Annotated in this window: 25 protein-coding genes; 7 read left to right on the top strand and 18 right to left on the bottom strand. The window is 65.1% G+C overall.

Features of this window, described 5'->3' with window-relative positions; genetic code table 11:
* Positions 1 to 2: 2 nt before the first annotated feature.
* The 8 genes from mraY to AOT87_RS14305 form a co-directional block, all read right to left on the bottom strand.
* Entirely contained in the window at positions 3 to 1082 is a 1080-nt protein-coding gene (mraY, locus tag AOT87_RS14340) for a phospho-N-acetylmuramoyl-pentapeptide-transferase (protein WP_030095497.1), read from the bottom strand.
* Entirely contained in the window at positions 1079 to 2563 is a 1485-nt protein-coding gene (murF, locus tag AOT87_RS14335; protein ID WP_057969146.1) for a UDP-N-acetylmuramoyl-tripeptide--D-alanyl-D-alanine ligase, read from the bottom strand. The genes mraY and murF overlap by 4 nt, the downstream gene beginning before the upstream one ends.
* Positions 2556 to 4130, bottom strand: a complete 1575-nt coding sequence (locus tag AOT87_RS14330; RefSeq protein WP_057964668.1) for a UDP-N-acetylmuramoyl-L-alanyl-D-glutamate--2,6-diaminopimelate ligase — start codon at positions 4128 to 4130, stop codon at positions 2556 to 2558. Before AOT87_RS14330 ends, murF begins: the two co-directional genes overlap by 8 nt.
* A 99-nt stretch (positions 4131 to 4229) precedes the next feature.
* Entirely contained in the window at positions 4230 to 6158 is a 1929-nt protein-coding gene (locus AOT87_RS14325; RefSeq protein WP_044104426.1) for a penicillin-binding protein 2, read from the bottom strand.
* Positions 6155 to 7138: a hypothetical protein gene (locus AOT87_RS14320; protein WP_030095493.1), complete on the bottom strand. Its 984-nt coding sequence runs from the start codon at positions 7136 to 7138 to the stop codon at positions 6155 to 6157. The genes AOT87_RS14325 and AOT87_RS14320 overlap by 4 nt, the downstream gene beginning before the upstream one ends.
* Entirely contained in the window at positions 7135 to 8316 is a 1182-nt protein-coding gene (gene rsmH, locus AOT87_RS14315) for a 16S rRNA (cytosine(1402)-N(4))-methyltransferase RsmH (RefSeq protein ID WP_256364558.1), read from the bottom strand. The genes AOT87_RS14320 and rsmH overlap by 4 nt, the downstream gene beginning before the upstream one ends.
* Complete coding sequence (gene mraZ, locus AOT87_RS14310) at positions 8303 to 8734, bottom strand: division/cell wall cluster transcriptional repressor MraZ (RefSeq protein WP_030095491.1); 432 nt, start codon at positions 8732 to 8734, stop codon at positions 8303 to 8305. Before mraZ ends, rsmH begins: the two co-directional genes overlap by 14 nt.
* A gap of 361 nt (positions 8735 to 9095) precedes the next feature.
* Entirely contained in the window at positions 9096 to 9503 is a 408-nt protein-coding gene (locus AOT87_RS14305) for a DUF3040 domain-containing protein (protein WP_030095490.1), read from the bottom strand.
* Positions 9504 to 9780: 277 nt separating this feature from the next.
* On the opposite strand from AOT87_RS14305, the gene AOT87_RS14300 reads away from it, so the two are divergent.
* Both AOT87_RS14300 and AOT87_RS14295 read left to right on the top strand, forming a co-directional pair.
* Positions 9781 to 10443, top strand: coding sequence for a GNAT family N-acetyltransferase (locus tag AOT87_RS14300; RefSeq protein ID WP_057964666.1), 663 nt, complete (start codon positions 9781 to 9783; stop codon positions 10441 to 10443).
* Complete coding sequence (locus AOT87_RS14295; RefSeq protein WP_030095488.1) at positions 10440 to 11120, top strand: DUF3153 domain-containing protein; 681 nt, start codon at positions 10440 to 10442, stop codon at positions 11118 to 11120. Before AOT87_RS14300 ends, AOT87_RS14295 begins: the two co-directional genes overlap by 4 nt.
* On the opposite strand, the gene metF is transcribed toward AOT87_RS14295, so the two are convergent.
* On the bottom strand, positions 11095 to 12075 hold the full coding sequence (gene metF, locus AOT87_RS14290) for a methylenetetrahydrofolate reductase [NAD(P)H] (protein ID WP_057964665.1): 981 nt from the start codon (positions 12073 to 12075) through the stop codon (positions 11095 to 11097). The two genes, AOT87_RS14295 and metF, sit on opposite strands and share 26 nt — an antisense overlap.
* 126 nt (positions 12076 to 12201) lie before the next feature.
* Between metF and AOT87_RS14285 the strand changes: the two genes are divergently transcribed.
* Together AOT87_RS14285 and AOT87_RS14280 are read left to right on the top strand one after the other, a co-directional pair.
* Positions 12202 to 13257, top strand: coding sequence for a polyprenyl synthetase family protein (locus AOT87_RS14285; protein ID WP_165589963.1), 1056 nt, complete (start codon positions 12202 to 12204; stop codon positions 13255 to 13257).
* 37 nt (positions 13258 to 13294) lie between these two features.
* Positions 13295 to 14818, top strand: coding sequence for an alpha-(1->6)-mannopyranosyltransferase A (locus tag AOT87_RS14280; RefSeq protein ID WP_057964752.1), 1524 nt, complete (start codon positions 13295 to 13297; stop codon positions 14816 to 14818).
* Here AOT87_RS14280 and AOT87_RS14275 read toward each other — a convergent pair.
* Complete coding sequence (locus tag AOT87_RS14275; RefSeq protein WP_030095484.1) at positions 14815 to 15219, bottom strand: Rv2175c family DNA-binding protein; 405 nt, start codon at positions 15217 to 15219, stop codon at positions 14815 to 14817. The genes AOT87_RS14280 and AOT87_RS14275 overlap by 4 nt on opposite strands.
* Positions 15220 to 15301: 82 nt before the next feature.
* Here AOT87_RS14275 and AOT87_RS14270 point away from each other — a divergent pair, with 82 nt between their 5' ends.
* Together AOT87_RS14270 and AOT87_RS14265 are read left to right on the top strand one after the other, a co-directional pair.
* Complete coding sequence (locus AOT87_RS14270; protein ID WP_030095483.1) at positions 15302 to 15742, top strand: SRPBCC domain-containing protein; 441 nt, start codon at positions 15302 to 15304, stop codon at positions 15740 to 15742.
* Positions 15743 to 15781: 39 nt separating this feature from the next.
* Complete coding sequence (locus AOT87_RS14265) at positions 15782 to 17086, top strand: protein kinase (protein ID WP_070918071.1); 1305 nt, start codon at positions 15782 to 15784, stop codon at positions 17084 to 17086.
* Here the strand turns inward: AOT87_RS14265 and AOT87_RS14260 are convergent.
* The 7 genes from AOT87_RS14260 to AOT87_RS14230 form a co-directional block, all read right to left on the bottom strand.
* Positions 17083 to 18471: a 3-deoxy-7-phosphoheptulonate synthase class II gene (locus AOT87_RS14260; protein ID WP_030095481.1), complete on the bottom strand. Its 1389-nt coding sequence runs from the start codon at positions 18469 to 18471 to the stop codon at positions 17083 to 17085. The two genes, AOT87_RS14265 and AOT87_RS14260, sit on opposite strands and share 4 nt — an antisense overlap.
* Positions 18472 to 18525: 54 nt before the next feature.
* The gene (locus AOT87_RS14255) at positions 18526 to 19017 is read right to left on the bottom strand and encodes a polyadenylate-specific 3'-exoribonuclease AS (RefSeq protein ID WP_046253403.1); all 492 of its coding nucleotides are present in this window, start codon (positions 19015 to 19017) and stop codon (positions 18526 to 18528) included.
* Between the two features lie 9 nt (positions 19018 to 19026).
* A complete protein-coding gene (locus AOT87_RS14250) occupies positions 19027 to 20325 on the bottom strand; it encodes a glycosyltransferase 87 family protein (protein ID WP_057969147.1) in 1299 nt (432 codons plus the stop codon).
* A gap of 124 nt (positions 20326 to 20449) precedes the next feature.
* Positions 20450 to 21172, bottom strand: a complete 723-nt coding sequence (locus AOT87_RS14245; protein WP_030095478.1) for a lysophospholipid acyltransferase family protein — start codon at positions 21170 to 21172, stop codon at positions 20450 to 20452.
* A gap of 138 nt (positions 21173 to 21310) precedes the next feature.
* Positions 21311 to 21694: a hypothetical protein gene (locus AOT87_RS14240; RefSeq protein WP_030095477.1), complete on the bottom strand. Its 384-nt coding sequence runs from the start codon at positions 21692 to 21694 to the stop codon at positions 21311 to 21313.
* Entirely contained in the window at positions 21691 to 22962 is a 1272-nt protein-coding gene (locus tag AOT87_RS14235; protein WP_075907650.1) for an ArsA family ATPase, read from the bottom strand. Before AOT87_RS14235 ends, AOT87_RS14240 begins: the two co-directional genes overlap by 4 nt.
* 19 nt (positions 22963 to 22981) lie before the next feature.
* Entirely contained in the window at positions 22982 to 23422 is a 441-nt protein-coding gene (locus AOT87_RS14230; RefSeq protein WP_030095475.1) for an SRPBCC family protein, read from the bottom strand.
* A gap of 82 nt (positions 23423 to 23504) precedes the next feature.
* Between AOT87_RS14230 and AOT87_RS14225 the strand changes: the two genes are divergently transcribed.
* Positions 23505 to 23933, top strand: a complete 429-nt coding sequence (locus tag AOT87_RS14225) for a nitroreductase family deazaflavin-dependent oxidoreductase (RefSeq protein WP_030095474.1) — start codon at positions 23505 to 23507, stop codon at positions 23931 to 23933.
* Here the strand turns inward: AOT87_RS14225 and AOT87_RS14220 are convergent, their stop codons facing one another.
* Entirely contained in the window at positions 23934 to 24329 is a 396-nt protein-coding gene (locus AOT87_RS14220; protein ID WP_030095473.1) for a hypothetical protein, read from the bottom strand.
* Positions 24330 to 24400: the final 71 nt, after the last annotated feature.

The raw sequence follows: 24400 nt of genomic DNA, 5'->3' as shown, positions 1-24400 counted from the left end.
GGTTAGTCACCGATCGTGGCGAGCCACTCGCCGTAGAACAACGCCAGACCGAGACCGCAGGCAATCGCGGTCAACAGCCAGAACCGGATGATGACTGTCGTTTCCGCCCAACCCAATAGCTCGAAATGATGGTGGAACGGCGCCATCCGGAACACCCTGCGGCCGGTGGTACGGAACGCGGCGATCTGCAGGACCACCGACACGATCTCGGCGACGAACAGTGCTCCCAGCACCACCGCGAGCAGCTCGGTTCGGGTGGTCACCGACAGGCCGGCGATGATGCCGCCAAGAGCCAGCGATCCGGTGTCCCCCATAAAAATCTTGGCGGGTGCGGCGTTCCACCACAGGAACCCGATACATGCACCCGCCGTCGCCGCGGCGATCACGGCAAGGTCCAGCGGGTCGCGCACGTTGTAGCACGCCACACCGGGATGCGTGGAGCAGGCGTTGCGGTACTGCCAGAAGGTCACGATGACATAGGCGCCGGTCACCATGGCCATGCATCCGCCGGCCAGCCCATCCAGTCCGTCGGTGAAGTTGACCGCGTTCGACCACGACATCACCAGGATCACGCAGAAGAGCACGAAGATCACGGCGGGCATCGCCACGGTGGCGATCTCACGCACGTAGGACAGCTGCGCACTACCAGGCGTCAACCCGTCCGTATTGCGGAACTGCAGCACCAGCACGCCGAACACCAAGGCCGACAGGATCTGACCGACCGTCTTGGAGGTCTTGTTGAGGCCGAGATTGCGCGCCTTGCGAATCTTGATGAAGTCGTCGATGAAACCGACACCACCGAGCATGGTGGCCAGCGCAAGCACCAACAGCCCAGAGGCCGAGGGGCCATCGGATCCGAACGCAATACCGATCAGATGAGATCCGAAGTACCCGGCCCACATACCCGCCAGGATCGCGACGCCGCCCATCGAGGGAGTGCCACGCTTCTTCTGATGATGTTGCGGTCCGTCGTCCCGGATCTCCTGACCGAAGCCCTGCCGCGAGAACACCCGGATAAGCACCGGGGTCAGCATGATGGAAACCAGGATCGCGATCCCGGCCGCGATGATGATCTGCCTCATGCGTCACCCACCTTCAGCAGCTCATCGGCCACGACCCACAGCCCGGCCGACCGCGACGCCTTGACCAGCACCACGTCACCGGCCGCCAGCTCGTCGGCCAGCAGTGTGGCGGCTGCCGCAGGATCGTCCACCAGCACCGCCTCGGACCCCCACGACCCCTCCATCACTGCACCCGCATGCATTGCCCGCTGCGACCTCCCGGTTCCGACGACTACCAATCGACTGACATCTAAGCGCACGGCGGCCCGTCCGATGCGGTCATGCTCGGATATCGCATCGGGCCCCAGCTCGGCCATCTCGCCCAGCACCGCCCAGCTGCGACGGGGCTGCGCACCGTGACGAGCCATCGACACCAGGGCCTTGAGCCCGGCCATCATCGAATCCGGGTTGGCGTTGTACGCGTCGTTGATGACCGTCACCCCGTCATCTCGGGTGCTGACCTCCATGCGGCGCCGCGAGACCGGACCAGCCCCCGCGAGCGCTTCGGCAACCTGTGCCAGCGTGGCGCCGCATTCCCGCGCGACCGCGGCGGCCGCGAGTGCGTTGCTCACCTGATGCTCGCCGTGGACAGCCAATTGAACCGGTACGGCCTCGTCACCGGCATGCAGGGTGAAGCGGGCACGCGCCAGGTCGTCGACGCTCACGTCTGTCGCCCAGATATCGGCGCTGCCGTGCGCGCTGGTGCGGACCACCCGGGCCCGGGTCTTGGCTGCCATGGCGGCCACCGCCGAGTCGTCAGCATTCAGCACCGCCACACCATCACTGGAAAGTGATTGCGGCAGTTCACCCTTGGTGTCGGCAATGGCCTGTCGCGAACCGAACTCACCCAGGTGTGCCGTACCGACGTTGAGCACCACACCGATTGACGGCGGCGCGATGGCGGCCAGGTCCGCGATGTTTCCGGGGCGTCGAGCCGACAGCTCCAACACCAGAAACCTGGTCGAATCCGTCGCCCGCAGCACGGTCCAGGGATGGCCGAGCTCGTTGTTGAAGGATCCGGGTGGCGCCACCACCTCACCGAGCGGCTCGAGCACCGCGGCGATGAGGTCCTTTGTCGACGTCTTGCCCGACGACCCGGTGACACCCACGATGCGCAGCCCCCGCCACGAGAGCCGGCGGGCCACCTCGGCCGCCAGCGCTGCGGTGGCGGCCAGCACCGCGGCACCCGACCCATCCGAATCATGTTCCAGCGCAGATACTTCGGTACGCGCTATGCCAGTCGGCGGCACCACGATGGCGGGCACACCCACCGGCCTGGCGGCCAGCACGACCACGGCACCCGCCGCGATCGCACCCTCGGCATGATCGTGACCATCGACCCGGGCACCCGGCAGCGCCAAGAACAGTCCACCGGGCCCCACCTGGCGTGAATCGAATTCGACGGTGCCCGTGACGGTGGTATGCAGGGCTTCCTCGGCACTGATTCCGTCGAGACGTCCACCGACGATCTCCGTGATCTCGGCGACAGTCATCTCAATCATTCAGACTCCCGAGTCCTTTCGAGCTTTCCAGCCCTTCCAGCGCGACACGAAGCTCCACCCGGTCATCGAACGGGACCGAAACCGCGCCGACGCGCTGCCCGCTCTCGTGCCCCTTGCCCGCGATCAGGACGGTATCCCCCGGGTGCGCCCACCGTGCGGCGAAGCCGATAGCGGCACGCCGGTCGCCGATCTCGATCACTTCGGCAGCTGAACCAGTTGTGCCGGAGACGATTTCCGCGCGAATGGCGGATGGTTCCTCATCGCGCGGGTTGTCATCGGTAACCACCACGAGATCGGCCAGCTCGGCTGCCACCTGCCCCATATCTGCACGCTTGCCACGGTCTCGGTTACCGCCCGCGCCGAACACCACCCCCAGCCGTCCGTCTCGATGGCTGCGCAGACTCTCCAGGACGGCGCGCAGTGCGCCCGGTTTGTGGGCATAGTCGACAACAGCGAGAAACGGCTGGCCTGCGACCACCGACTCCATACGTCCGGGCACACCGGCGATCGCGATCCCCGGCGCCGCGGTCACCGCTGCGATCCCGAGCAATTCCAAGATCGCAATGGCCACAATACAATTGGCCACATTGTAGTGACCCGGCAATGCGATACCGAGCTCAACGCTGCCTGCCGGACCATTCGCGGCAAACCGCTGACCGCCGTCGGGGCCGACCTCCACGTCCGAACAGGTCCAGTCCGCGACGGCACCGTCGCCTGAACTCACCGTGACGGTACCGGGACCCGCCGCGCGCGCCAGTTCGGCCATGGCACGCCCGGCGTCATCATCGACACAAATGACCGAGCGCTGCGCCCGCTGCGGCGAATCACGCTGGAACAGCCGGGCCTTCGTCGCGAAGTAATCCTCCATACTGGGATGAAAGTCCAGGTGGTCTCGCGAAAGATTCGTGAACGCCCCCACCGCGAAACGCGTACCGTCCACACGGTTGAGCGCCAGCGCATGACTGGAAACCTCCATGACCACGGTGTCCACGCCACGCTGCACCATCTCGGCCAACAGCTCCTGCAGAGCGGGCGCCTCGGGTGTGGTTAGGGCGCTGGGGACATCCTCGCCGTCGATGCGTACCCCGACTGTGCCGATGAGACCGACCCGCTTGCCCGCCGCCCGTAGCCCTGCCTCGACCAGATAGGTGGTCGTGGTCTTCCCGGAGGTTCCGGTGACGCCGACCACCTGCAGCTGGCGGGAAGGCTCCCCGTAGACCTTCGCCGCAAGCGCACCGAGCACCGCGCGGGGAACCGGGTGGACCAATACCGCGATATCCGAGAAATCCGGGCTCTGCTCGGCCAGCAGCTGTGCCCCGGCGGCATCCGTCAGCACGGCAGTAGCTCCCGCAGCGATCGCCTCGGACGCGAACTGTGCGCCATGGGCGCTACTACCGGGCAGCGCCGCGAAGAGGTCACCCGCCCGCGCGTCCTGGGCTCGCAGCGTGACGCCGGTGACGGTCGCGGCACTGGGCCCACGCAGTTCCGCCGAAATCAATGAGGCGAGGTCGGAGACCGGCTGCGGGCGCGTTGAGGGAAGGAACCGGTGGGTTCCGGATGCCGCCACCTGCGATCACCTCCTGCCGTTCTTCTGCTGCCCATGGCCTCCGGGCGTCAAACGACAGTACCGGGCGAGCAGTCGTCCCCTCATCGGATGAGGACCGGCTCAGGTCGCCTGCAAGATCAACGGTGGTCCGGGATCGGGTGACAACGGCACGTTTTGGCGCCGCATCAACCACGACGCGATGTTGTGGAACAGCGGGGCCGCAGTCATGTGCGGCGATCCGTCGGACCCGCGTTTCGGCGCGTTCATCTCGATACCGATGACGTACCGGGGATCATCGGTGGTGGCGATGCCGGCGAAGGTGATCCAGTAGACGTCGTCGAAGTAGCACCCGCAGGCCGGGTTGATCTGCTGGGCGGTGCCGGTCTTGCCGCTCAGCTGATAGCCCTCGACAGCGCCGGACGCGCCGGTGCCGTTCTGGATCTGACGCGCATCCGGTTGCAGCACCGCGCGCAGCATGTTCCGCACGGTGCGCGCGGTTCCGGCGTTGACCACCTGTACCGGCTCGGGGCGTGGCTCTTCCTTACGGGTGCCATCAGGTGCGGTGATGCTCTTGACGATGCGCGGCGGCATCCGCACTCCGTCGTTGGCGATCGCCTGATACATACCCGTCATCTGCAGCAGCGTCATCGACAAGCCCTGACCGATCGGGAGGTTCGAGAAGGTGCTGCCCGACCACTGCTCGATCGGCGGCACGATGCCCGAGCTTTCGCCGGGCAGGCCGACGCCCGTGCGCTGGCCCAGACCGAACTTGTCCACCAGATCCATGAACCGTTCCGGGCCGACCCGCTGGGCCAGCATCAGCGTGCCCACGTTGGACGATTTCCCAAAGACACCGGTAGTGGTAAACGGCACTGTTCCGTGTGGCCACGCATCCCGCACGGTGACGCCACCCATGTTGATAGAACCCGGAACCTGCAAGACCTCATCGGGATTGGACAGATCGTTCTCGATCACCGCCGAGGCGGTGATGACCTTGTTGACCGATCCGGGCTCGAACGGTGAAGACACCGACAGATTGCCCATCTCGCGGTTGCCCTGCTTACCGAGGTTTTGCGACGGATCAAAGGTGTTGTCGTTGGCCATGGCCAGGACCTCACCGGTCTTGGAATCAAGTACGACCGCCGACACCGTCCGCGCCTCGGACAGGTCCTTGGCCTGCTGAACCTGCTGCTGCACGTAGAACTGGATGTCGTTGTCCAATGTGAGCTCGACGGTGGATCCGTTGACGGCATTGTGGCGGTCCCGATAACTGCCGGGAATCACCGCGCCATCGGAGCCGCGGTCGTAGGTTTGGGAACCGTCCTTACCGGCCAGCGCGCTGTCCAGCGAATCCTCAAGCCCGAGAAGGCCATACCCCTCCCAGTCGATGCTGCCCACAATATTGGCGGCCAGCGATCCGCCGGGATACTGGCGAATGTCCTGCCGCTCGGCGCCCACCTCGGGGAATTCTTTGACGATCTCGGCGGCGATCGCCGGGTCTACCGAACGCGCCAGGTACGCGAAGGTGTCGTCGCTGCGGATCTTCTTCAGCAGGCTCTTGGCATCGGGCTTGTTTCCGAGCTTGGCCGACACTCCGGCAGCGATATCCTGCAGCCGCCGTTCCGGATCGACCGCCCGTGTTTTCGCCGCCGCGGCCTTAACGGCGTCGCTCTTCCCGGGGTCCTGGAGGATTTTCAGGCTTTCCTCCCACGACTTCTTGAGCTGCTCACGAATCTTCTTCGGCTGGAAGGTGAGAGCACGAGCCTCGATGGTGAAAGCCAGTTTGTTGCCCACGCGGTCAACGATGGTGCCACGCAACGCCTTCTCGGTCTCGGTGACCTTCAGCTGTCCCGAGGCCTCGGCACGCAGACCCGCCGCGCGCGGTCCCTGCAGAGTGAACAACTGAAGGGCGACGACGGCCAACGTCAGAAAAATGATGATGTTGCCCGTGCGATGACGGAAAGCGAATCCAGCGGTCCGCGACACGGCAGACGCCGGACGCCGGACACGGCGAGCGCCGACCGGCCGGGAGCGATCCTGCCGGTTCACGCCGTCGGGTGGGGACTCGTTGTTGCCACGGGATTGAATTGTTCCCCGGTAACTGGAGAATTCGCGATATTTGATGCTTGCGGCGCGTCGGCCACTGGGGGCGGTATCACGGCGGCGGGGTCCGGTGCGGCGACCACAGGAGCGGGCATGACCGGAGCCGGCGGCGCCAAGACAGGTTCCTGCCCCGCAGGAGCTTCCACTACAGGCGCGGGTACCGCGGCCGGCGGGGGCATGTGGGGCACCACAGCCACCGGAGGCGGTACGGGTGGCAGCTGTACGGGGACCTCGACCGAGTTACCGGCCTTAGGAACGGCATCGGCATCGTCGGGGATCACGGAGTTCAGCGGTGCCGGCGCAACACCCTCAGCTGGTTTCGGGGCGCCCACCAGCAGCCAATTGCCCTGCGGGTCCCGTACCAGATGCGCGATATCACGCGATGGGATCATGCCGAGGTCGCGCGCCGAATCCGCCAGCGCCGGCGCCGATTCCGCACGTAGCACATCGCGCTCGAGGGCTTCCTTGCGTTGCAGCAGCTGCTCGTTGGTGCGCCGCTGAGTGCCCAGCTGATAGGAGCGTTCCGCGGCGTCGGTCGAGAGCCACAATGTGATGGCCAAGCCGACACCCAGGGCACCGATAACCAACACAACAAACGGCACCTTGGCGATCCACACATGCGGCCGCAGGTCCACCTCGGAGAGGCGGGTAAGGATCCGTTCGCGTAGCGGTATCCGAATGACTTTGGGCGCTTTGGCCTTACGGGCCTTCGCGCGAGCCTTCGCCTGTTGTGTGCTGGTCGCCGGGCGGATCTTCTCGGGAGCCTTGCGCTGCACCGGGATCGGCATGGTCTGCGGGGCGGAACGGCGCGGACGCGGCGACGGGCCGGCGCCGACCGACTTGGGAGCGGCACCACGACGTTTAGCGGGCTTGGCGGGATTGCTCTTCTTGGGGGACTCGCCGGCTTTCTTGCGCACCCCAATCATGCGCTCCTCCTGTCCGCAACTCGTTCGATTGCCCGCAACCGCACTGGCGCGCTCCGTGGATTGACTTCTATTTCCGCCTCGTCGGCCCGCTCGGCACCGCGGGTGATCGCCGCGAACTCCGGCGCGTCACCGGGCAGCTCGACCGGTAGGTCGATCGGTGACCGAGATGCGATGGCGGCCGCAAATTCCGCCTTGACGATCTTGTCCTCCAGCGACTGATACGCCATGACCGCGATACGACCACCCGGACGCAGCGCTGCCATGGCGGTAGGTATCGCGGCCGCAAGGGATTCGAGCTCGGCGTTGACTGCGATCCGCAGTGCCTGGAAGGTTCTTTTCGCCGGATGACCCCCGGTACGACGGGTGGCCGCTGGGATGGTGTCGTACAGCAGCTCAACCAACTGCGCACTGTGCGTAAAGGGTTGGGCGGCGCGGCGCCGGACGACCTCGTCTGCAATTCGCCGCGCGAAGCGTTCCTCGCCAAATCTACTGAGCACCCTGGACAATTCGGGTGCCGTATAGGTGTTCAAGATGTCGGCGGCGGTCAGCTCGTCGTGCGAATTCATCCGCATGTCCAACGGGGCGTCGACCGAATAGGCGAAACCACGATCGGCCTGATCGAGCTGCATGGATGACACGCCCAGATCGAAGAGCACTGCGTCAACTGAAGATGTTGCGCGGTAACCCAACCCGTCAAGCGCGTCCGCCAGACCGTCGTAGCGGGTATGCACTCCGGTGAATCGCTTCCCGAAGGCCTCCAGCCGCTTCCGGGCGATCTCAAGGGCATTGGTATCACGATCGAGGCCGATCACCGTCAGGCCCGGCAGCACGGAGAGAAAGTGCTCGGTGTGCCCGCCGGCGCCCAGAGTGGCATCGATCAGCACCGCACCCGCCCCATCCGCGGACCTGGCGGTCAGCGCCGGAGCGAGCAGCTCATAGCAGCGGCCGAGCATGACCGGAACATGGCCGAATCCAGCCCCGGAGCCAGCCGGAAAATCGTTGTCAGACACGGCGGTACCCCTCCGGGAGCGGAAAACGCCCCAATGGGAGCGCTGGTAGGTGCGAGGAGCCCGCGCAGCCCGGTCCCTGCCCGATGGTGCGAACCTGGCGTCGGGGAAGTACGCCAGGGCCGTATCGGACAGAGGCCGCGCTTCGCGGGCTCGCTCAGAAGATGCCATTGAGGGATTCATCGCTGGCCGCCGAGAAGTTCTCTTCGTGTTCCTCCAGGTACTGCTGCCACTTCGCAGCATCCCAAATCTCTAGGTAGTCAACGGATCCGATGACAACGCAGTCCTTGGACAAATCCGCGTATCGCCGGTGATCGGCGGACAGGGTGATGCGCCCCTGCGCATCTGGATGCTGTTCGTCGGTGGCCGCCGCCAGGTTGCGCAGAAAGGCACGGGCCTCAGGGTTGCTCCGAGAAGCCGTGGCGGCCTTACGGGCCAGCTGCTCGAACTCGGCCCGCGGGTAGACGGCGAGGCTGTGGTCCTGGCTTTTGGTAACCATCAACCCTCCCGCTAGCGCGTCCCGAAACTTGGCGGGCAATGTGAGTCGCCCCTTGTCGTCGAGCTTGGGCGTGTAGGTACCGAGAAACACCTCGACACCTCCCTGCCCGGAACCCTTCGGAGCTACCCTTCCCTCCGATAGGCGCCACTTTACCCCACAATCCCCCACTTTGAATCTGATTTGCCGCGTGTCTCCCCACCATGCGCCCACCAGAAGGTCGACGAATGGCTTCGGCTTGCCGTTTCCCCAGGTCAAACCCGTGGGGGCGAGTGGGGCACCGGCATCCGGACGAGTTGATAACGATTTGGCCTGCACGGGCGAACAGGCTTGCGAGCGATCACCCCATGGCGAGTCGTCCCAGAGTGGGACTGCTCAGGCAGCAACGCATACAGCAACAGACCCGCGCCGACTGCGCGGGTCTGTGAGTCCGGACTGCTTTAGATGAGGTTTGTCAGTTGTCGAAGCGGCGGCGGAACCGCTCTTCCATGCGCTGCGCGAACGATCCGGCAGCGCGGGGGCGACGGGTGCGGCCGCTGGATGCGCCCGGTCCCCCTTGCCCGGCGGCACTCGCCTCGGAGCGCCGGCTTCCGATGATCGCGAAAACCGCGGCCCCGAACATGACGACGAATCCGATCACGCTCAGGACCGGGAAGTTTCCGATCTGAGTAGCGGGCACGGCGACACCGATCACCAACATCGCCAAGCCGATGCAGAAGAGCGCCGCACCCTGCAGACGGCGGCGACCGGAGGTCGCGCCCAGGCGTCCTCCGCGCACGCTCGACGCAAACTTGGGGTCCTCCGCGTACAGCGCGCTCTCGATCTGGTCGAGCATGCGCTGCTCGTGCTCGGAGAGTGGCATCGGTCCCTCCCTCTGGCGCATCGCAACCGGTTGAGTATGTCGTGTCGTTTTATCAAGGGTGCCGCGGTTACAACACCCTCACGTTCATAATACGAGGTGAATACCCGCTATACCACCCGGTTCACCCACCAATCTCCCAGCCACACCGACCGGGCAACCGACACGGCGCGGCGCGCCGACGGACTCGGCGAAAACAGAGACAACGCCCAGGAATGGGCAGAGCGTGATAAACCCGGCGGTACACCCGAAGCCCATATAGAAACCAAAAGGACGCACGTTGACGACCTTCCTGGCCGACTTGTCGCAACGCGATATGCAGCGCAGGCTCAGCGAAGCACTTCGTGTCTACGTCATCGCCATGGGCTATCCGCATGGCACCGAGGACCAGCGTGCTCCGATGTGGCTCGAACACAGCCGCAGACGGGGCTGGCAGGCGGCCGCGATCTTTGATTCTCCGGTCGACCCATCCTCTGACAGCGCCGGATCCATCCAGGATCACATGGACCAGGCACGCATCGTCGGGATCGCCTATGGCTACCGCGGTGCCGCCGACCAGTGGTGGCACCAACAGGTCAGCCAGGGACTACGCAAGTCCGGGGTGCCCCGCGACCACATCAGCGCCCTGCTCGATCAGTATTTCGAACTGACGGAATTGCACGTCGACCCAGGACTCCAGGGCCACGGCTTCGGTGAGGCGTTGGCGCGGCGGCTGCTGGCCGGTCGCTCCGAATCGCATGTGCTGCTGTCGACCCCCGAGATCACCGGCGAGTCCAACCGGGCGTGGCGGTTGTACCGCCGACTCGGGTTCACCGATGTCATCCGGCAACACCAGTTCGCGGGAGACCCCCGACGATTCGCAGTGCTTGGCCGGGCTTTGCCGCTGGAACCCGGATATCGACAGGCCGACGTGACCGCCGTCTGGCACGATGAGCCGCGATGACTAGCCCTGGGCGTGCGGCGCGTATTGCCGCAGTGCTGTTGTTGACGACGTTGCCGCTGCTGTCGGGATGCGTGCGCGTCAAGGCCTCGATGACCGTCACCACCGACGATCACGTCTCGGGGCAACTGATCGCTGTCGCCAAACCGCAAGGTAAAGACGACAAGGGCCCTCAGCTCGAACGCAACATGTCCTTCGCCCAGAAGGTTCAGGTCAGCGAGTACGAAGAGAACGGCATGGTGGGGTCGCGCGCCATCTTCAACGATCTGACGTTCGCCGAAGTCCCCCAGTTGGCCGGGATGAACAAGAACGCCGCCGGATTCGATCTCACCCTGCGCCGCAACGGCGATGTGGTGGTACTGGAAGGTCGTGCCGATCTCACCGCACTGGAAGACACCTCAGATGCCGATGTGTCGCTGGCCATTTCGTTTCCCGGCGATATCGAATCCACCAACGGGGAGATGCTCGGCTCCGACGCCGTGCAGTGGAAACTCACTCCCGGCGTGGTCAGCACGTTCACCGCGACCTCCCGCTACACCGACCCCAGCACCCGCTCCTTCAACGGAGCCGCGATCTTCATAACGATTTCCGCCCTGCTAATCGGTGCCCTGGTGGCGTCCCTGGCCTGGCTGGACCGCGACCAGTCCCCTCGGTTTACGCCCGACCAGTTCCCGGAGTAACCCGCACTCCGAGGTTCTCCAGCACCTCGGACGTGGCCCGCGCGAAGTTCAGGGTCATGAAGTGCAGGCACGGAACACCCTCGGCGACCAGCCGCGCTGCCATCGACGTGGCGACCTCGACACCGACCTTGCGGACCTCGTCGCGGTCCTCTTCGGGTCCGTCCCCGGCTGCACGCAAGAGCTGTTCTTCCAGCGCAGCGGGCAGCGTGGACGAGGAGAGCTCCACCTGCCGGCGCACCGACCGCAGCGACGTAATGGGCATCAGCCCGGGAACGATCGGCTTGGCGCCCTGTTCGGGGTCGGCGGCCACCACCCGATCGCGTAGCCGCAGGTAGTCGTCGACGTCGAAAAACATCTGGGTGATGGAGTACTCCGCTCCGGCCCGCAGCTTGTTCACCAGATTGGCAGTGTCGCGCTCCAGATCGATCGCCTGCGGATGGCCCTCCGGGAAAGAGGCGACACCCACGTGGAAGTCACCCAGGTCACGAACCAGCCGCACCAATTCCTCGGCATAGGTCAGGCCACCGGGGTGCGGAATCCATTCAGCATTCACATCCCCAGCCGGATCGCCCCGCAGGGCAAGGATATTGGTGATCCCACGGTCCACGTATGCGCCCACCATGGCCCGCAACTCATCGACGGTGTGCCCGACGGCCGTCAGGTGCGCAACCGGCAGCAAGGTGGTGTTCTCGGCCAGCTCACCGGTCACCCGCACCGTGCGATCACGCGTGGAGCCACCCGCTCCATAGGTCACCGAGACGAACACCGGCTGATACCGCTCGAAAACTCTTGCCGCCCGCCACAACCGCGCCTCGGCGGCCTCGTCGCGAGGCGGCATGAACTCCACCGAGAACGCGACATCACCGGGCTGAACCCCGGCCAGTCGATCGGCGATCGACCCCGGATCCTGCAGCTCGGCGACCGATGCGTCATGGTCGAGCGGGTTGGTTGTCACCCGTTCAGGATAGGTGGGATTACTCTAGGTTCACTCTCGGAGACCTGTAGGCATCCGGGACCCACCACCACACCCTGAGAGGACGCACCGCTGAGTGTCAACGTAGCCGCTGCCAACGCCCGGCACCTGACCGACGCGGTAAGCGACCAACTGAGCCAGTTCCTGGCCGAATGCCGTGAGCACACCGCGCATATCGGCCCGAACTATGAGCATGCGATCACAGCCCTCGACCGGTTTGTGCTGCGTGGCGGCAAGCGGCTGCGACCGGCGTTCGCCTACTGGGGCTGGCGAGCGGTCACCGACGACCCCGACCCGTGGAACCCCGAGGTGCTGCGGGTGTGTGCCGCACTGGAACTGCTGCACACCTGCGCGCTCATCCACGACGACGTCATCGACAGCTCCGCCACCCGGCGCGGCGAACCCACCATCCATATCGAATTCGCCGCCCTGCACCGTGAGAACGGCTGGTCCGGCTCCCCCGAACAGTTCGGCATATCTGCGGCGATCCTGCTCGGCGATCTGGCACTCACCTGGGCTGATGACATGGTGGTCGGCGCACAGCTGTCCCCTCAAGCCCATGCGAGGGCCCGAGGTGTGTGGTCGATCCTGCGCAGCGAGGTGCTCGGCGGCCAATATCTGGACATCCTGTCCGAATCCTCGGGCGACGAATCCGTCGAGACCGCCATGCGCGTCATCCGCTTCAAGACCGCCGGTTATACGGTGCAGCGGCCCCTGCAGCTGGGTGTCGCGATCGCGGCCGAGAACCCGGAGACCTCGCGACTTCTCGGTGACGTCGGACTGGATATCGGTGTCGCGTTCCAGCTGCGCGACGATGTGCTCGGGGTATTCGGGGATCCCAAGGTGACCGGGAAACCCGCCGGGGACGACCTGCGTTCCGGAAAGCGCACCGTGCTGCTGGCCGAAGCCCTGCGTCTGGCACGCCTCAACGACAACGCCGCCGAGGACATGCTTCACTCCTGGATCGGCACGCCACTCACCGATCATCAGGTCGCCGAAATGTGTTCACTCATCGTCGACTTGGGTGCACTCGCGGCAGTGGAGTCTCGTATCGAGGAACACACGCACCGCGCGCTGGAGCAGCTGTCCAGCGCCGATATCGCCGATGATGCCCGTGTCGCGCTGTCCGATCTCGTCCGATTGGTGTCCAACCGGAGCGCATGATCACGTGAGCACATCATCAAAGGCGGTGCAGCCTCCCCTGGAACCGAACCCTGAACCGGCACCTGCGGTACTCGATCCGGGTGCCGGGTGGACAGCAGCCTTCCTGAGGTCCCCCGCCGGCCGCGCGGCAGTCACCGGATTCGGTGGCGCCATCCTCATCGCCATCGGCGGACTGGGTGCGGGTAGCACCCGGCAGCACGACCCGCTGCTGGAATCGGTTGGGCTGTCCTGGTTGCGTTTCGGCCACGGGTTGGTGGTGTCCTCGATCTGCATGTGGCTCGGAGTGGTCCTCATGCTGCTGGCGTGGCTCGGGCTGGGCCGCCACGTGATCGCGGGCAAGGTGACCAAAGAGTCCCTCCTGGTCGTCATTCCGTGCTGGCTGCTGCCACTGCTCGCCTCGGTTCCGGTGTTCAGTCGGGATGCCTACTCCTATCTGGCGCAGGGCGCGTTGCTACGCGACGGATTCGATCCCTATCTGGTGGGCCCGGTCGAAAACCCGAACGCGTTGCTAGAGAACGTCAGTCCGATCTGGTCCACCACCACCGCGCCGTATGGACCACTGTTCATCCTCATCGCACGATTTGTCACTCAGATCGTCGGTGATGATGTGGTGGCCGGAACCATGCTGCTGCGCCTGTTCATGCTGCCCGGATTGGCGCTGCTGGTGTGGGCCACCCCTCGAGTCGCCCGCTGCCTTTCGGCCAACGCCAGCAAGGCATTGTGGATCTGTGTGCTCAACCCGCTGGTGATCATCCATCTGATGGGCGGTGTACACAACGAGATGCTGATGGTCGGCCTGATGATGGCAGGCATTGCCCTCGTCCTTGAGCGCCACCATGTTTGGGGCATATCGGTGGTCGCGTTAGCGGTGGCTGTCAAGGCCACCGCGGGTCTTGCGTTGCCTTTCCTGGTGTGGATCTGGATGCGTCGTCTGGTCGAGAACGCCGATGCGGACTCCCCACAGCGCCACCCGGTGACCGCGTTCGCGATGGCATCGGCAGCCTCGGTGTCCGTCGTTGTCGCGGTGTTCGCGCTGTTGTCCTGGATCGCCGGCGTCGGCCTGGGATGGCTGACCGCCCTGGCCGGTTCGGTGAAGATCATCAACTGGCTGACAGTGCCGACCGCCGTCGCCAACATCATCAACGTCGTCGCCGGTCTTTTCGTGACCGTAAATTTCGATGCTCTTCTGGAGATCACCCGCATCATCGGGGTCATGGTGATCGCGGTCAGCCTGCCCGTGGTGTGGTGGCGGCACCGACACAACGATCGCGACGCAATGTTCGGGATCCTGTGGGCCATGGTGATCGTGGTGCTCATGGCACCGGCGGCACTCCCCTGGTACTACACCTGGCCGCTGGCCATCGCAGCGCCGCTGCTGCAATCACGCATCGCGATCGCAGCCATCGCCGGGTTCTCTACCTGGATCATGGTGATCTTCAAACCCGATGGCTCCCACGGCATGTACGTGTGGATACATGTACTGATCGCGGCAACCTGCGCTGCCATCGCCTGGCGGATGATCAACACCGCGCCGGAAGCTCGCGATCCCCGCGAGTACTAGTAGGCCATCGCCTGCGCCCGCCGCAGCACCTCGCGGGCCTGGTGACCATGCAGCGCATCGACCGGGCGGGCCGCCTCGATTCGTTCGGTGGTGCCGTCACGGGTCACAGTGAGCGACTCGTCACCGGTGAACAGCCAACGCATGATTTCGGGCTCGTGATATCCCCCGTCCCGCAGCACCGAGAGCAGCCCGAACAGATGCTTCACCACAGGGCCTTCGGGGCTGAAAAAGATGACGGGAACCTTGATTTCGCCATCGCGTCGCACTGCGATGAGTTCACCGTCGCGCAAGTACTGCTGAACCTTGGAAACCGGTACCCGCAGGCGCGTGGCCACCTCTTTGAGGGAGAACAGCGGCTCGTCGGCGTCGAGAGTGTCGGCAACGTATGGAATGGCGCTCATAACGAATGACGCTAGTCGCCTCGCACGCCACCGTCGCCCAAAAGCGTCCTCCGGGTGTGGTGACGCGCGTAACCTTCGGACCGTGACGAGTTCCGGCGATCCGACATCGGTCACCCACAGCGAGTACTACCCCTACCCCGTCGAGAAGGTCTGGGATGTTCTCGTTTCCCTAGAGCTCACCGCTTCACAGGTGAAAGAGGTCAACGACGCACCCGTCGAGGTCGGCGAGACACGCGTCCTGATCACCCATCCGCAGCCCGCCGTCGGCTTCGATGGCGTGCTGCGGACCACCTACACCAGCGTGGTGCCTCACGAGCACATCGAACAGGTGTTGACCGCCCCGGGAATCGAAGTGACCTCCCGCTGGAACCTGCTCCCGGAGCCCGGCGGCACCCGGCTGCGCGTCACGTACAGCCGGTTCGACCCGGCCATTGCCCTGCACCGTCAATGGCGGACCATGCTGTTCTCGGGCGCCGGGCCGACGCTCAACTCCGTCCGCGAAATGCTCGACAAGCGGCGTTGACGCCAGGGCACTCCCGCATCACTGGATACCATCGATGCGATGACATCGCCCAAGACCCCGACCCACCGCCACGATCCGATGATCGGGACGGTGCTCGATAGTCGGTACCGCATTGAGGCGCCGATTGCGACAGGCGGCATGTCGACCGTGTACCGGGGGCTGGATACCCGGTTGGACCGTCCGGTCGCCGTGAAGGTGATGGACAGCCGCTACGCCTCCGACACGGGGTTTCTGGCACGGTTCCGGCTCGAAGCCCGGGCCGTCGCACGATTGCGCCACCCAGGGCTGGTGGCCGTGTTCGATCAGGGCATGGACGGTAAGCACCCCTTCCTGGTGATGGAGCTGATCGACGGCGGCACCCTGCGCGAGTTGTTGCGCGAACGTGGCCCCATGCCGCCCCATGCCGTGGCGGCGGTGTTCAATCCGCTGCTCGGCGGCTTGGCGGTCGCACACCGATCGGGACTGGTGCACCGCGACGTCAAACCCGAGAACGTGCTGATTTCTGACGACGGCGAGGTCAAGCTCGCCGATTTCGGGCTGGTGCGTGCCGTCGCCGAGGCCGGAATCACCTCGACCAGCGTGATCTTGGGCACGGCCGCGTACCTGTCTCCCGAGCAGGTGCGCACCGGCTCGGCCGGCCCACGCAGCGATGTCTATTCGGCGGGCATCCTGATGTACGAATTGCTCACCGGTTCAACACCGTTCACCGGGGATACGCCGCTGGCCCTGGCCTATCAACGCATCGATCGCGATGTACAGGCACCCAGTGAGGCCATCGACGGCATTCCGGAAGAGTTCGACGAACTGGTGCTGCGCGCCACCTCCCGCGACCCGGACGCGCGCTACGCCGACGCCGCTCAGATGGGCGCCGAGCTGGACGCCATCGCCGCGGATCTGCAACTGCCCACCTTCCGCGTCCCCGCACCCCGGGATTCTAAACAGCATGTCGCCGAACAGCTTTACCGCAGCCGACTGATCGAGACCGGCGGACGCACCACAGGCAATCTCAGCGCCCCCGGCAAAACGGATGCCGCCGACACCGCCTCGGCCGCCGCGGCCCTGGGTGTCTCACCACGGCCCAGCGTCTCGGCACGTCCCAAGGTGCCCAATCCCACGCGGATGATGGACCCGGTGCCCGCCTACGATCCCCAATACGATCCCGAATTCGACAGTGACCCTGACGAATCAGCGTTCTTCGCCGATATCGACGACTCGGAGTACCGGTACGAGCGTCAGCAGAGCCGCCGCGCGATCTTCATGTGGCTGGTGATCGTCCTCATCATCACCACCTCGGTGGCGGCGGGATGTTGGTCGCTGGGCGCCAACATCACCAACCTGCTTTAGTCCCTGAGCATCTCCGCGACGAGGAACGCCAGCTCCAGCGACTGCTGGGTGTTCAGACGCGGATCGCACGCCGTTTCGTAACGACCGGCCAGATCGTCATCCGAAATGTCCTGTGCCCCACCGAGACATTCGGTGACGTTCTCACCGGTGATCTCGACGTGAATACCACCGGGGTGCGTGCCGAGCGCGTTGTGCACCTCGAAGTATCCCTGCACCTCATCGACGATCCGATCGAAGTGCCGCGTCTTGTAACCGCTGGGCGACTCGTGGGTGTTGCCGTGCATCGGGTCACACTGCCAAACGACCTGATGTCCGGTCGCCTGCACCTTCTCGATGATCGGCGGAAGCAGATCGCGCACCTTCGAGTTGCCCATCCGCGAGACGAACGTCAGGCGGCCCGGCTTGTTGTGCGGGTCAAGACGTTCCACGTATTCGACGGCCTGATCGGGCGTGGTGGTCGGGCCGATCTTCATCCCGATCGGGTTTGCGATGATCTCCGCGAAGGCCACATGCGCGTGATCGAGCTGCCGCGTGCGATCTCCGATCCACAGGTAATGCGCCGACAGGTCGTACAGTGCCGGCTCGCCGTTCTCGTCCTCTGACAAACGCAGCATGGCGCGCTCGTAGTCGAGCACCAGCGCCTCGTGGCTGGCGTAGATCTCGGCGGTGTCCAGGTTCGAATCCGCCACACCGCAGGCACTCATGAACTTCAGCCCGCGATCGATCTCGGAGGCCAGTGCCTCATACCGGGCACCGGCAGGTGAGGTACGGACGAATTCGCGGTTCCAGTCGTGCACCAGTGCCAGCGAGGCCATCCCCGAGCCGGTTACCGCGCGCACCAGGTTCATCGCGGCGCTGGCGTTCGCGTAGGCGCGCACCAGACGCGACGGGTCGTGCTCACGCAGTGCCGCATCGGGGGCGAATCCGTTCACCATGTCGCCGCGGTAGGACCGCAGCCCCAGTGCGTCGGTGTCGGAGCTGCGCGGCTTGGCGTATTGGCCGGCGATACGGGCCAGCTTCACCACCGGCATGCTCGATCCGTACGTCAGCACCACCGCCATCTGCAGCAGTGCGCGGATGTTGGCCCGGATATGCGGCTCGGTGTTGTCGGCGAAGGTCTCGGCGCAGTCTCCGCCCTGCAGCAGGAATGCCTCACCACGTGCTACCTGGGCCAGCTGGCCCTGCAAACGCTGGATCTCCGCGGGGACGGTGATCGGGGGCACGCTTTCCAGCACGGTCCGCATGGCGGCGGCCTGATTCGCGGGCCAGCTCGGCTGCTGAGCAGCAGGTTTGGCGAGCGCGGCATCCAGGCGCTGACGCAGATCGGCCGGGAGCGGCGGCAGCTCCGGCAATTGGTCGATGGGGACGTCGACTGTCCAGTTCACGTACCCATCTTAACCGCCCCTTACCAGCGGATTTTCACCCGGGATTCGCGGTGATCAGCCCGGCGGAACCATCGCGCGGTAGCGGGCCAGGTTGTAGCGGGCATCAACCAGGGCATCGTGTGAGTCGGCGGGCCGTTTCGGCACCGCCGGGCGGCCCAGCTCGTACCACAGCTGCTTGAGTTCGAGGGTGAACCGGGGAACCGGCTGCGGCAGCTCCGTCATGGCCCCCCACAGCTGACACAGCGCCACGTGGTCATAGGCACCCACCCAGGCCCACAGCTCGATCGGGTCGGCCGGCCCGCCACCGTTCAGTCCGAGGAACTCGGCCAGCTCGTCGCGAATCTGCCCGCGTGAGCGCCACAGCGGCGACGACAGCGCGGGCAGTTTGGGCAGGACGTTCTGGCGCACCCACGGACCCGCCTGCTGCGGGTCGAAGGCGGTGGAGACGGCGTAGTACTCACGGCCGTCTTCGCACACCATCCCGATGGAGATGAGTTCGATGGTGCGGCCATCGTCGATGAACTCGGTGTCGTAGAAGTAACGCACGCGGGCCGCCTAGTTGTGCGCCGGAGAAGCCGGCGTCAGCTCATCGGCGTGTGTCGGCTCATCTTCGCGCACAACATCGTTCACGTCCGTCGGATCACGCCGCAGCCAAATCCAGCTGGCCATGAGCACCCCGAGATGAACGAACACATACAGACTGGGGATCAGATCGTTCAGGACGCCGCCGGGTCGTAACGTCAACGCGCCGGAGTCCGGCGTCTTGCCGCTCAGGCTGGTGAACCACGCCGCGAACACCGCACAGAATGCCCACATCGTGATCGCGGACGCCCGTTTACCCAGCACGTAGCCGCGGTAGCCCAGATGAACGACCAATGGCACGAACCACACCCAGTGATGGCTCCAGCTGAACGGCGAGGCCGCAGCCGATGCCATGCCCACGATCGAGATCGCCAGCAGCAGCTGATCGCGCCGGTAGGCCAGGACCGCGACCACCAGGCTCGCCACGATCACCAGCACCGACAGTGCAGTGGCCGTTCCGGCCGACAGGTTCAATCTGAGAAAAAGCCCGCTGATGCTGGTGCTCGCAGTGGGATCGCGGGTGATGCGACTGATCTTCTCGAAGGCACGGTCCACCCAGTAGTAGTGCGAGGCGGACGGCAGGAAGATGAAGCCCAGACCGATGGTGGCGATCAGCGTGATGGCCGCGACGACGGCCGCGCGAATCCGCCCCACCAGGAACAAGAAGACGATGAAGATCATCGGGGTCAGCTTGATGCCGGCCACGATGCCGATACCGATCCCGGCCAGCTTCCACCGTTTGGGCGCCAGGAGGTCCGTCACGACCACCGCCAGGATCAACAGATTGATCTGGCCAAGCTGGATGGAGAGCCGGACCGGCTCCAGCCACGAAACCAGACCGACCAGCAGGGCCAGCAGCCCCCATAGCCCGGCCTTGGCGGAGACATTCAGCCAGGCCAGCATGCGCCACACCGAGTAGACGAGCAGCGCCGGGAAAACCACGAGCGACAGGATCTGCGCGGTGAAATCGGTGATGAAGGCCAGCGGGGTGAACACCAGCGCCGCGAACGGGGTGTAGGTGAACAGCAGATCGTCGATCTCGCCGTTGCGCCCGATCGAGTAGAGGTCCAGTCCGTCCAGTACTCGTGTGCCACCGAATCGATACACCAACACGTCGATCTGCAGTGCGTATGTCGGCCAGTGAATGAAGACGACCGCGTGCAGCAGCAGGGCGACAGCGAGGACGAGCGGGCCACCCCACGTGATCCATCTGGCAACTCGACGAACGGAGCCGCCGTCCGCGATGGCGGTTTCGTTTATTGAATTCGGCACGGCCCTCGCATCTCTCAGTTCTCCCGCGGGTGGCCTCAAGAGTAACGGTATCGGCGCGGATAGCTGACCCACGCCCCACGGCGAGGTGTTACCTCAGATGCAGGGACGATGCACGGAACCCCGATTAACCGGCGGCGCTCTCCGGGATGCGGTCGGGTTGCTGCGGGGGTTCCGCGGGCTTGTCCTTGAGCGACGCCGCGTAAATGTCGACGTACTCCTGACCGGACAGCTGCATCAGCTCGTACATCACCTCGTCGATGACCGCTCGCTCGATGAAGCGGTTTCCGGCCATCCCGTCGAAGCGGGAGAAATCCAGCGGCTTGCCGATTTTCACGGTGACCTTGGAAAAGTGCCAGCGCGCCGTGCCCGGCGGGTTCATCACATTGGTGCCGACCATCGCGATCGGGATGACGGGCACCCCGGTGGCCAGCGCCATGCGCGCCAGGCCCGTCTTGCCCTTGTAGAGACGGCCGTCCGGGGAGCGGGTGCCTTCGGGGTAGATGCCCAGCAGCTTGCCCTCGCCGAGTAGCCGCTTGGCGGTGCTCAGCGCGTTCTCGGCGGCGTCGGCGCTAGTTCTATCGATCGGGACCTGTCCTGATCCGCCGAAGAAGACCTTCTTGAGCCAGCCCTTAAATCCGGGTTCGGTGAAGTACTCGCTCTTGGCCAGGAAGGTCACCCGGCGCGTGGAGACCAACGGAAGGAAGAAACTGTCGACCACGGCGAGATGGTTTCCGGCCAGGATCGCCGGCCCGGACGATGGAATGTTCTCCAGACCTTCTACCTTGGGCCGGCCCATCAGCTGCAAGATCGGCCCCATGAAGATGTACTTCAGCAGCCAATAGAACATCGCGCGCATCCTCTCCCGATCCCCATGAGCAGCACGGGGCTGGCGCCGAGCTTACCCTCGGCGACGGCGAATCTCCGTGGAGTGTCAAAGGTCCCGGAAATATGGGACGCCATGTCCCAGAACAGGCACGGGTGCTCGTCACTCGTCGATGTCGACCGGGATGGGTTGGTACCCAGTCGATTGCGAGCTCGGCGGCGGGGCCGGGAACGGACTGCGATAACCACCCTCGGGGCCGTCATCGGGATCGTCAGGGCCCCCCGAGCCCTCGGCCTCCAACATCGCCCGCACCACCATCACCAGCGCGAGGCTGTGTTCGGCGATCGTTGCCAACAGGGGGTGATGCTCACCTTCCACCAGGGCTGCCAACGCACAGACCGGGCAGAACAGCTGGTTGCACTTTCCGGGAGCCGCACCGTCGGCAGGAGCGCGAGCGGCCTGCCGCAGCGCCGGGTCGAGCTTGTCGAGGATCGACGCGGCCAACGCCCGCAGTTCGGGGGCGAGTTCCGGATGGGTACCCGTCACGTAGGCCACACCTCCGGATCCGCTCTAAACCGTATGGTCAGCTCGCCACCGACAAGCCGGGCATCGACAACCACACAGCGCCGCAGCACGGAGGCCAGCCGGACCCGCCGGCGCATCCCATTTGCACCGATGACCAGGTCATCTCCCACCCGGCCGAGGCTCAACGTGGCCGGATCGATCTGCGGTAACTCTAGCCGTAACAGATATACGGTGTCCGCTCCGGACCCGGATTCGCGCTCGACAATGGTGGCCAGCGGCGCCGGAGGCTTGGCCCCATCGCGCCGCCGGACCGACTCGGCCAGCTCACCCAGGGCCTCCGGCCCGATGGGCTCGCGCGGCAGATGCGGCACCAACAGCATCTCCACGTCCCCGATCGCCTCCCCCATCTCATCGAGCACCGCGGCCTGATCGGCGATGCGCTGCATGTACCAGTCGAATGCCGGATGCGCGGGCAGATTGTGGTACTCGTACGAATCATCTTGAATGAGAACCTGATTGACGATCACTTGATCGATGCGCACACCCATCAGCGCCAGCGCCCCCACGGTACGAATGGCCTCGGCCACCACTACCCGTTCGGGAGTCAGCACCAGATGAGCCCCCACCCGTTCGGCGTCCGAAAGCAAGCCCGCAAGCCGATCCGCCGACGCCGCAACGCGTTCTAGTAGTTCGGCCAGTATCTGGGCGCGAGGCGTGCCGATACCGCCGAGTCGGCGATGCCGCGGCCAAGCCCGTTCCAGATACATCGCGAAGGTTCCGGGCAGAGTCAGCATGCGCAACGCGTCTGCTGTCGAGGCACAGTCGACGACGACGACATCCCATTCGCCGGTGTCGGCGAGTTGTTGAACCTCATGCAGTCCAAGCATTTCCTGCACACCCGGCAGTGCGGAAAGCTCTTCGGGGGCAAGCGATCCGATGTCCGATTCGGGATACTGCTCGGCGATCGTCGCGGCGATGTCACCCCAGCGCTGCTCCAGCAGCCCCAGGGTATCCAGGGCCATCACGTCGAGTTGTCCCCCATACGGGTCCTCGATCACCCGGACGCAATGAGCCCCCGGGGTGGGATCCACCCGGACACCGAAGACGTCGCCGAGGGAATGCGCTTGGTCGGTCGACACCGCGAGGACCCGCTGCCCGGCGCGCGCGTAGCGCACCGCGGTGGCACCGGCCAGCGTCGACTTACCCACACCCCCCTTGCCGACGAAAAGGCCGATGGTGGCTGTCAACGGCGCGTGGACATCGGGGGCGACGTCTGCGGGGTGGGACACGAGATCCTCCCCGACGTCGCTAGCGGTCAGATTCGACTCGCTTCTTCAAATCCTTGAGTGCGGAGTCGGTGATCTTGCGTTCGGCCTTGCGCTTGAGCATTCCGATCATCGGAATTTGAAGGTCGACCGCGAGCTCATACGTCACCTCGGTACCAGACCCCTTGGGCGCCAAAAGGTATGTCCCTTCCAGCGAACGTAGGAGGGAACTCTCCGCCAAGGTCCAGGTGACCTTGCGGCCATCCGGAGACCACACGTACTCCAGGACCTGGGTGTCCTTGAGGACACCGGCGTCCAGCACCAACCGGGCACGTTTGACCCTGCCCTCGGCGTCGGTGTCGAGCACCTCGGTTTCCTTGTACTCCGACACCCATTCCGGGTAGGCGCCGATATCGGCGATCACCGCCATCACTTTGCCGGGTTCGGCATCGATGGCAATCGTTTGGGTAGTCTTCTCAGCCACCTGACAGACGGTACCCTTCTCCCTGGCGCTCGGATACTCCCATCCTGGCAATTCGCCGCAGCTGCGCGAAGGAGAGACGCCCATGAGCCGTCTGGTGGCGAAGGTGCTCGGCGTGCACCAGAGCATCTACATCGCATCGAAAGGCTATCTGGGTCATCACGTTCCGGGAATGGCCCCCAACCTGCTGCTGACCTCCATCGGCGCCAAGACCGGGGCACAGCGCGTCAACTCGCTGACCTATGCCAAAGACGGCGACAATCTCGTCATCGTGGCCTCTAACGGTGGCGCGCGGCGCAATCCTGCCTGGTACCACAACCTGAAGGCCCACCCGGAGGTACAGGTGCAATTGGGCCGGCAACGGCGCCGCGTCCGGGCGACGGCACTCCTGCCCGGCGACACGGATTACGAGCGGTTGTGGAAGTTAGCCGACACCAACAACTCTGGCCATTACAGCGCCTACCAGCGGGCGACGTCCCGCCCCATACCGCTGGTCGTGCTCGCTGCCGCCTGATCAGGCCTGCGGCACCCACGATTCGCCGATTGTCCGGCCTGCCTCGAGCCGCTGCTTGACCCCGAAGGCGAACCGCTTGCCGGTGACCCGACGCGCGTGATTGAGCTGGGCCAGATTCAGCTTGGCCACCTGTGCGGCGCTGGCTCCGGTCGGCTCTGCGTGCAGGAAGTAGTGCAGGATCGCCCCGTCCAGCGCGGGCTCCAGCCACACCTCCATTGTTCCGGTGAGCGGCCCGGCAACCGTCCAGCGGATGCCCTTTTCTCCGCGCTCCTCGACAACATTGAGCTGCAGGTCAGGCCACCAACGACGCCAATCGGCAGGGTTCGAGATGGCGCGGCCGATGTCCGCGGGATCCGCGGCGATAAAGGTCTGGTCGGCGACCTGAATGCTGTTCATCGCGCACTAGCTTAAGCCTCGCCGCCGAAGGAAATGCGGCAACGTCTTCGACGATCCTGAGGCCACGACTA

The organism is Mycobacteroides sp. H003, from assembly GCF_001440135.1.
Lineage (GTDB): Bacteria > Actinomycetota > Actinomycetes > Mycobacteriales > Mycobacteriaceae > Mycobacterium > Mycobacterium gwanakae.
This window is presented reverse-complemented; position numbering and strand designations above follow the sequence as displayed.

Excerpts from the sequence above, each read along its gene's own strand:
- AOT87_RS14245 (WP_030095478.1), bottom strand. The coding sequence starts at position 21,172 with ATGTTCTATTGGCTGCTGAAGTACATCTTCATGGGGCCGATCTTGCAG.
- AOT87_RS14295 (WP_030095488.1), top strand. The coding sequence starts at position 10,440 with ATGACTAGCCCTGGGCGTGCGGCGCGTATTGCCGCAGTGCTGTTGTTG.
- rsmH (WP_256364558.1), bottom strand. The coding sequence starts at position 8,316 with ATGGCATCTTCTGAGCGAGCCCGCGAAGCGCGGCCTCTGTCCGATACG.
- AOT87_RS14265 (WP_070918071.1), top strand. The coding sequence starts at position 15,782 with ATGACATCGCCCAAGACCCCGACCCACCGCCACGATCCGATGATCGGG.
- AOT87_RS14275 (WP_030095484.1), bottom strand. The coding sequence starts at position 15,219 with ATGAGCGCCATTCCATACGTTGCCGACACTCTCGACGCCGACGAGCCG.
- mraY (WP_030095497.1), bottom strand. The coding sequence starts at position 1,082 with ATGAGGCAGATCATCATCGCGGCCGGGATCGCGATCCTGGTTTCCATC.
- AOT87_RS14225 (WP_030095474.1), top strand. The coding sequence starts at position 23,505 with ATGAGCCGTCTGGTGGCGAAGGTGCTCGGCGTGCACCAGAGCATCTAC.
- AOT87_RS14320 (WP_030095493.1), bottom strand. The coding sequence starts at position 7,138 with ATGATTGGGGTGCGCAAGAAAGCCGGCGAGTCCCCCAAGAAGAGCAAT.
- AOT87_RS14220 (WP_030095473.1), bottom strand. The coding sequence starts at position 24,329 with ATGAACAGCATTCAGGTCGCCGACCAGACCTTTATCGCCGCGGATCCC.
- murF (WP_057969146.1), bottom strand. The coding sequence starts at position 2,563 with ATGATTGAGATGACTGTCGCCGAGATCACGGAGATCGTCGGTGGACGT.
- AOT87_RS14305 (WP_030095490.1), bottom strand. The coding sequence starts at position 9,503 with ATGCCACTCTCCGAGCACGAGCAGCGCATGCTCGACCAGATCGAGAGC.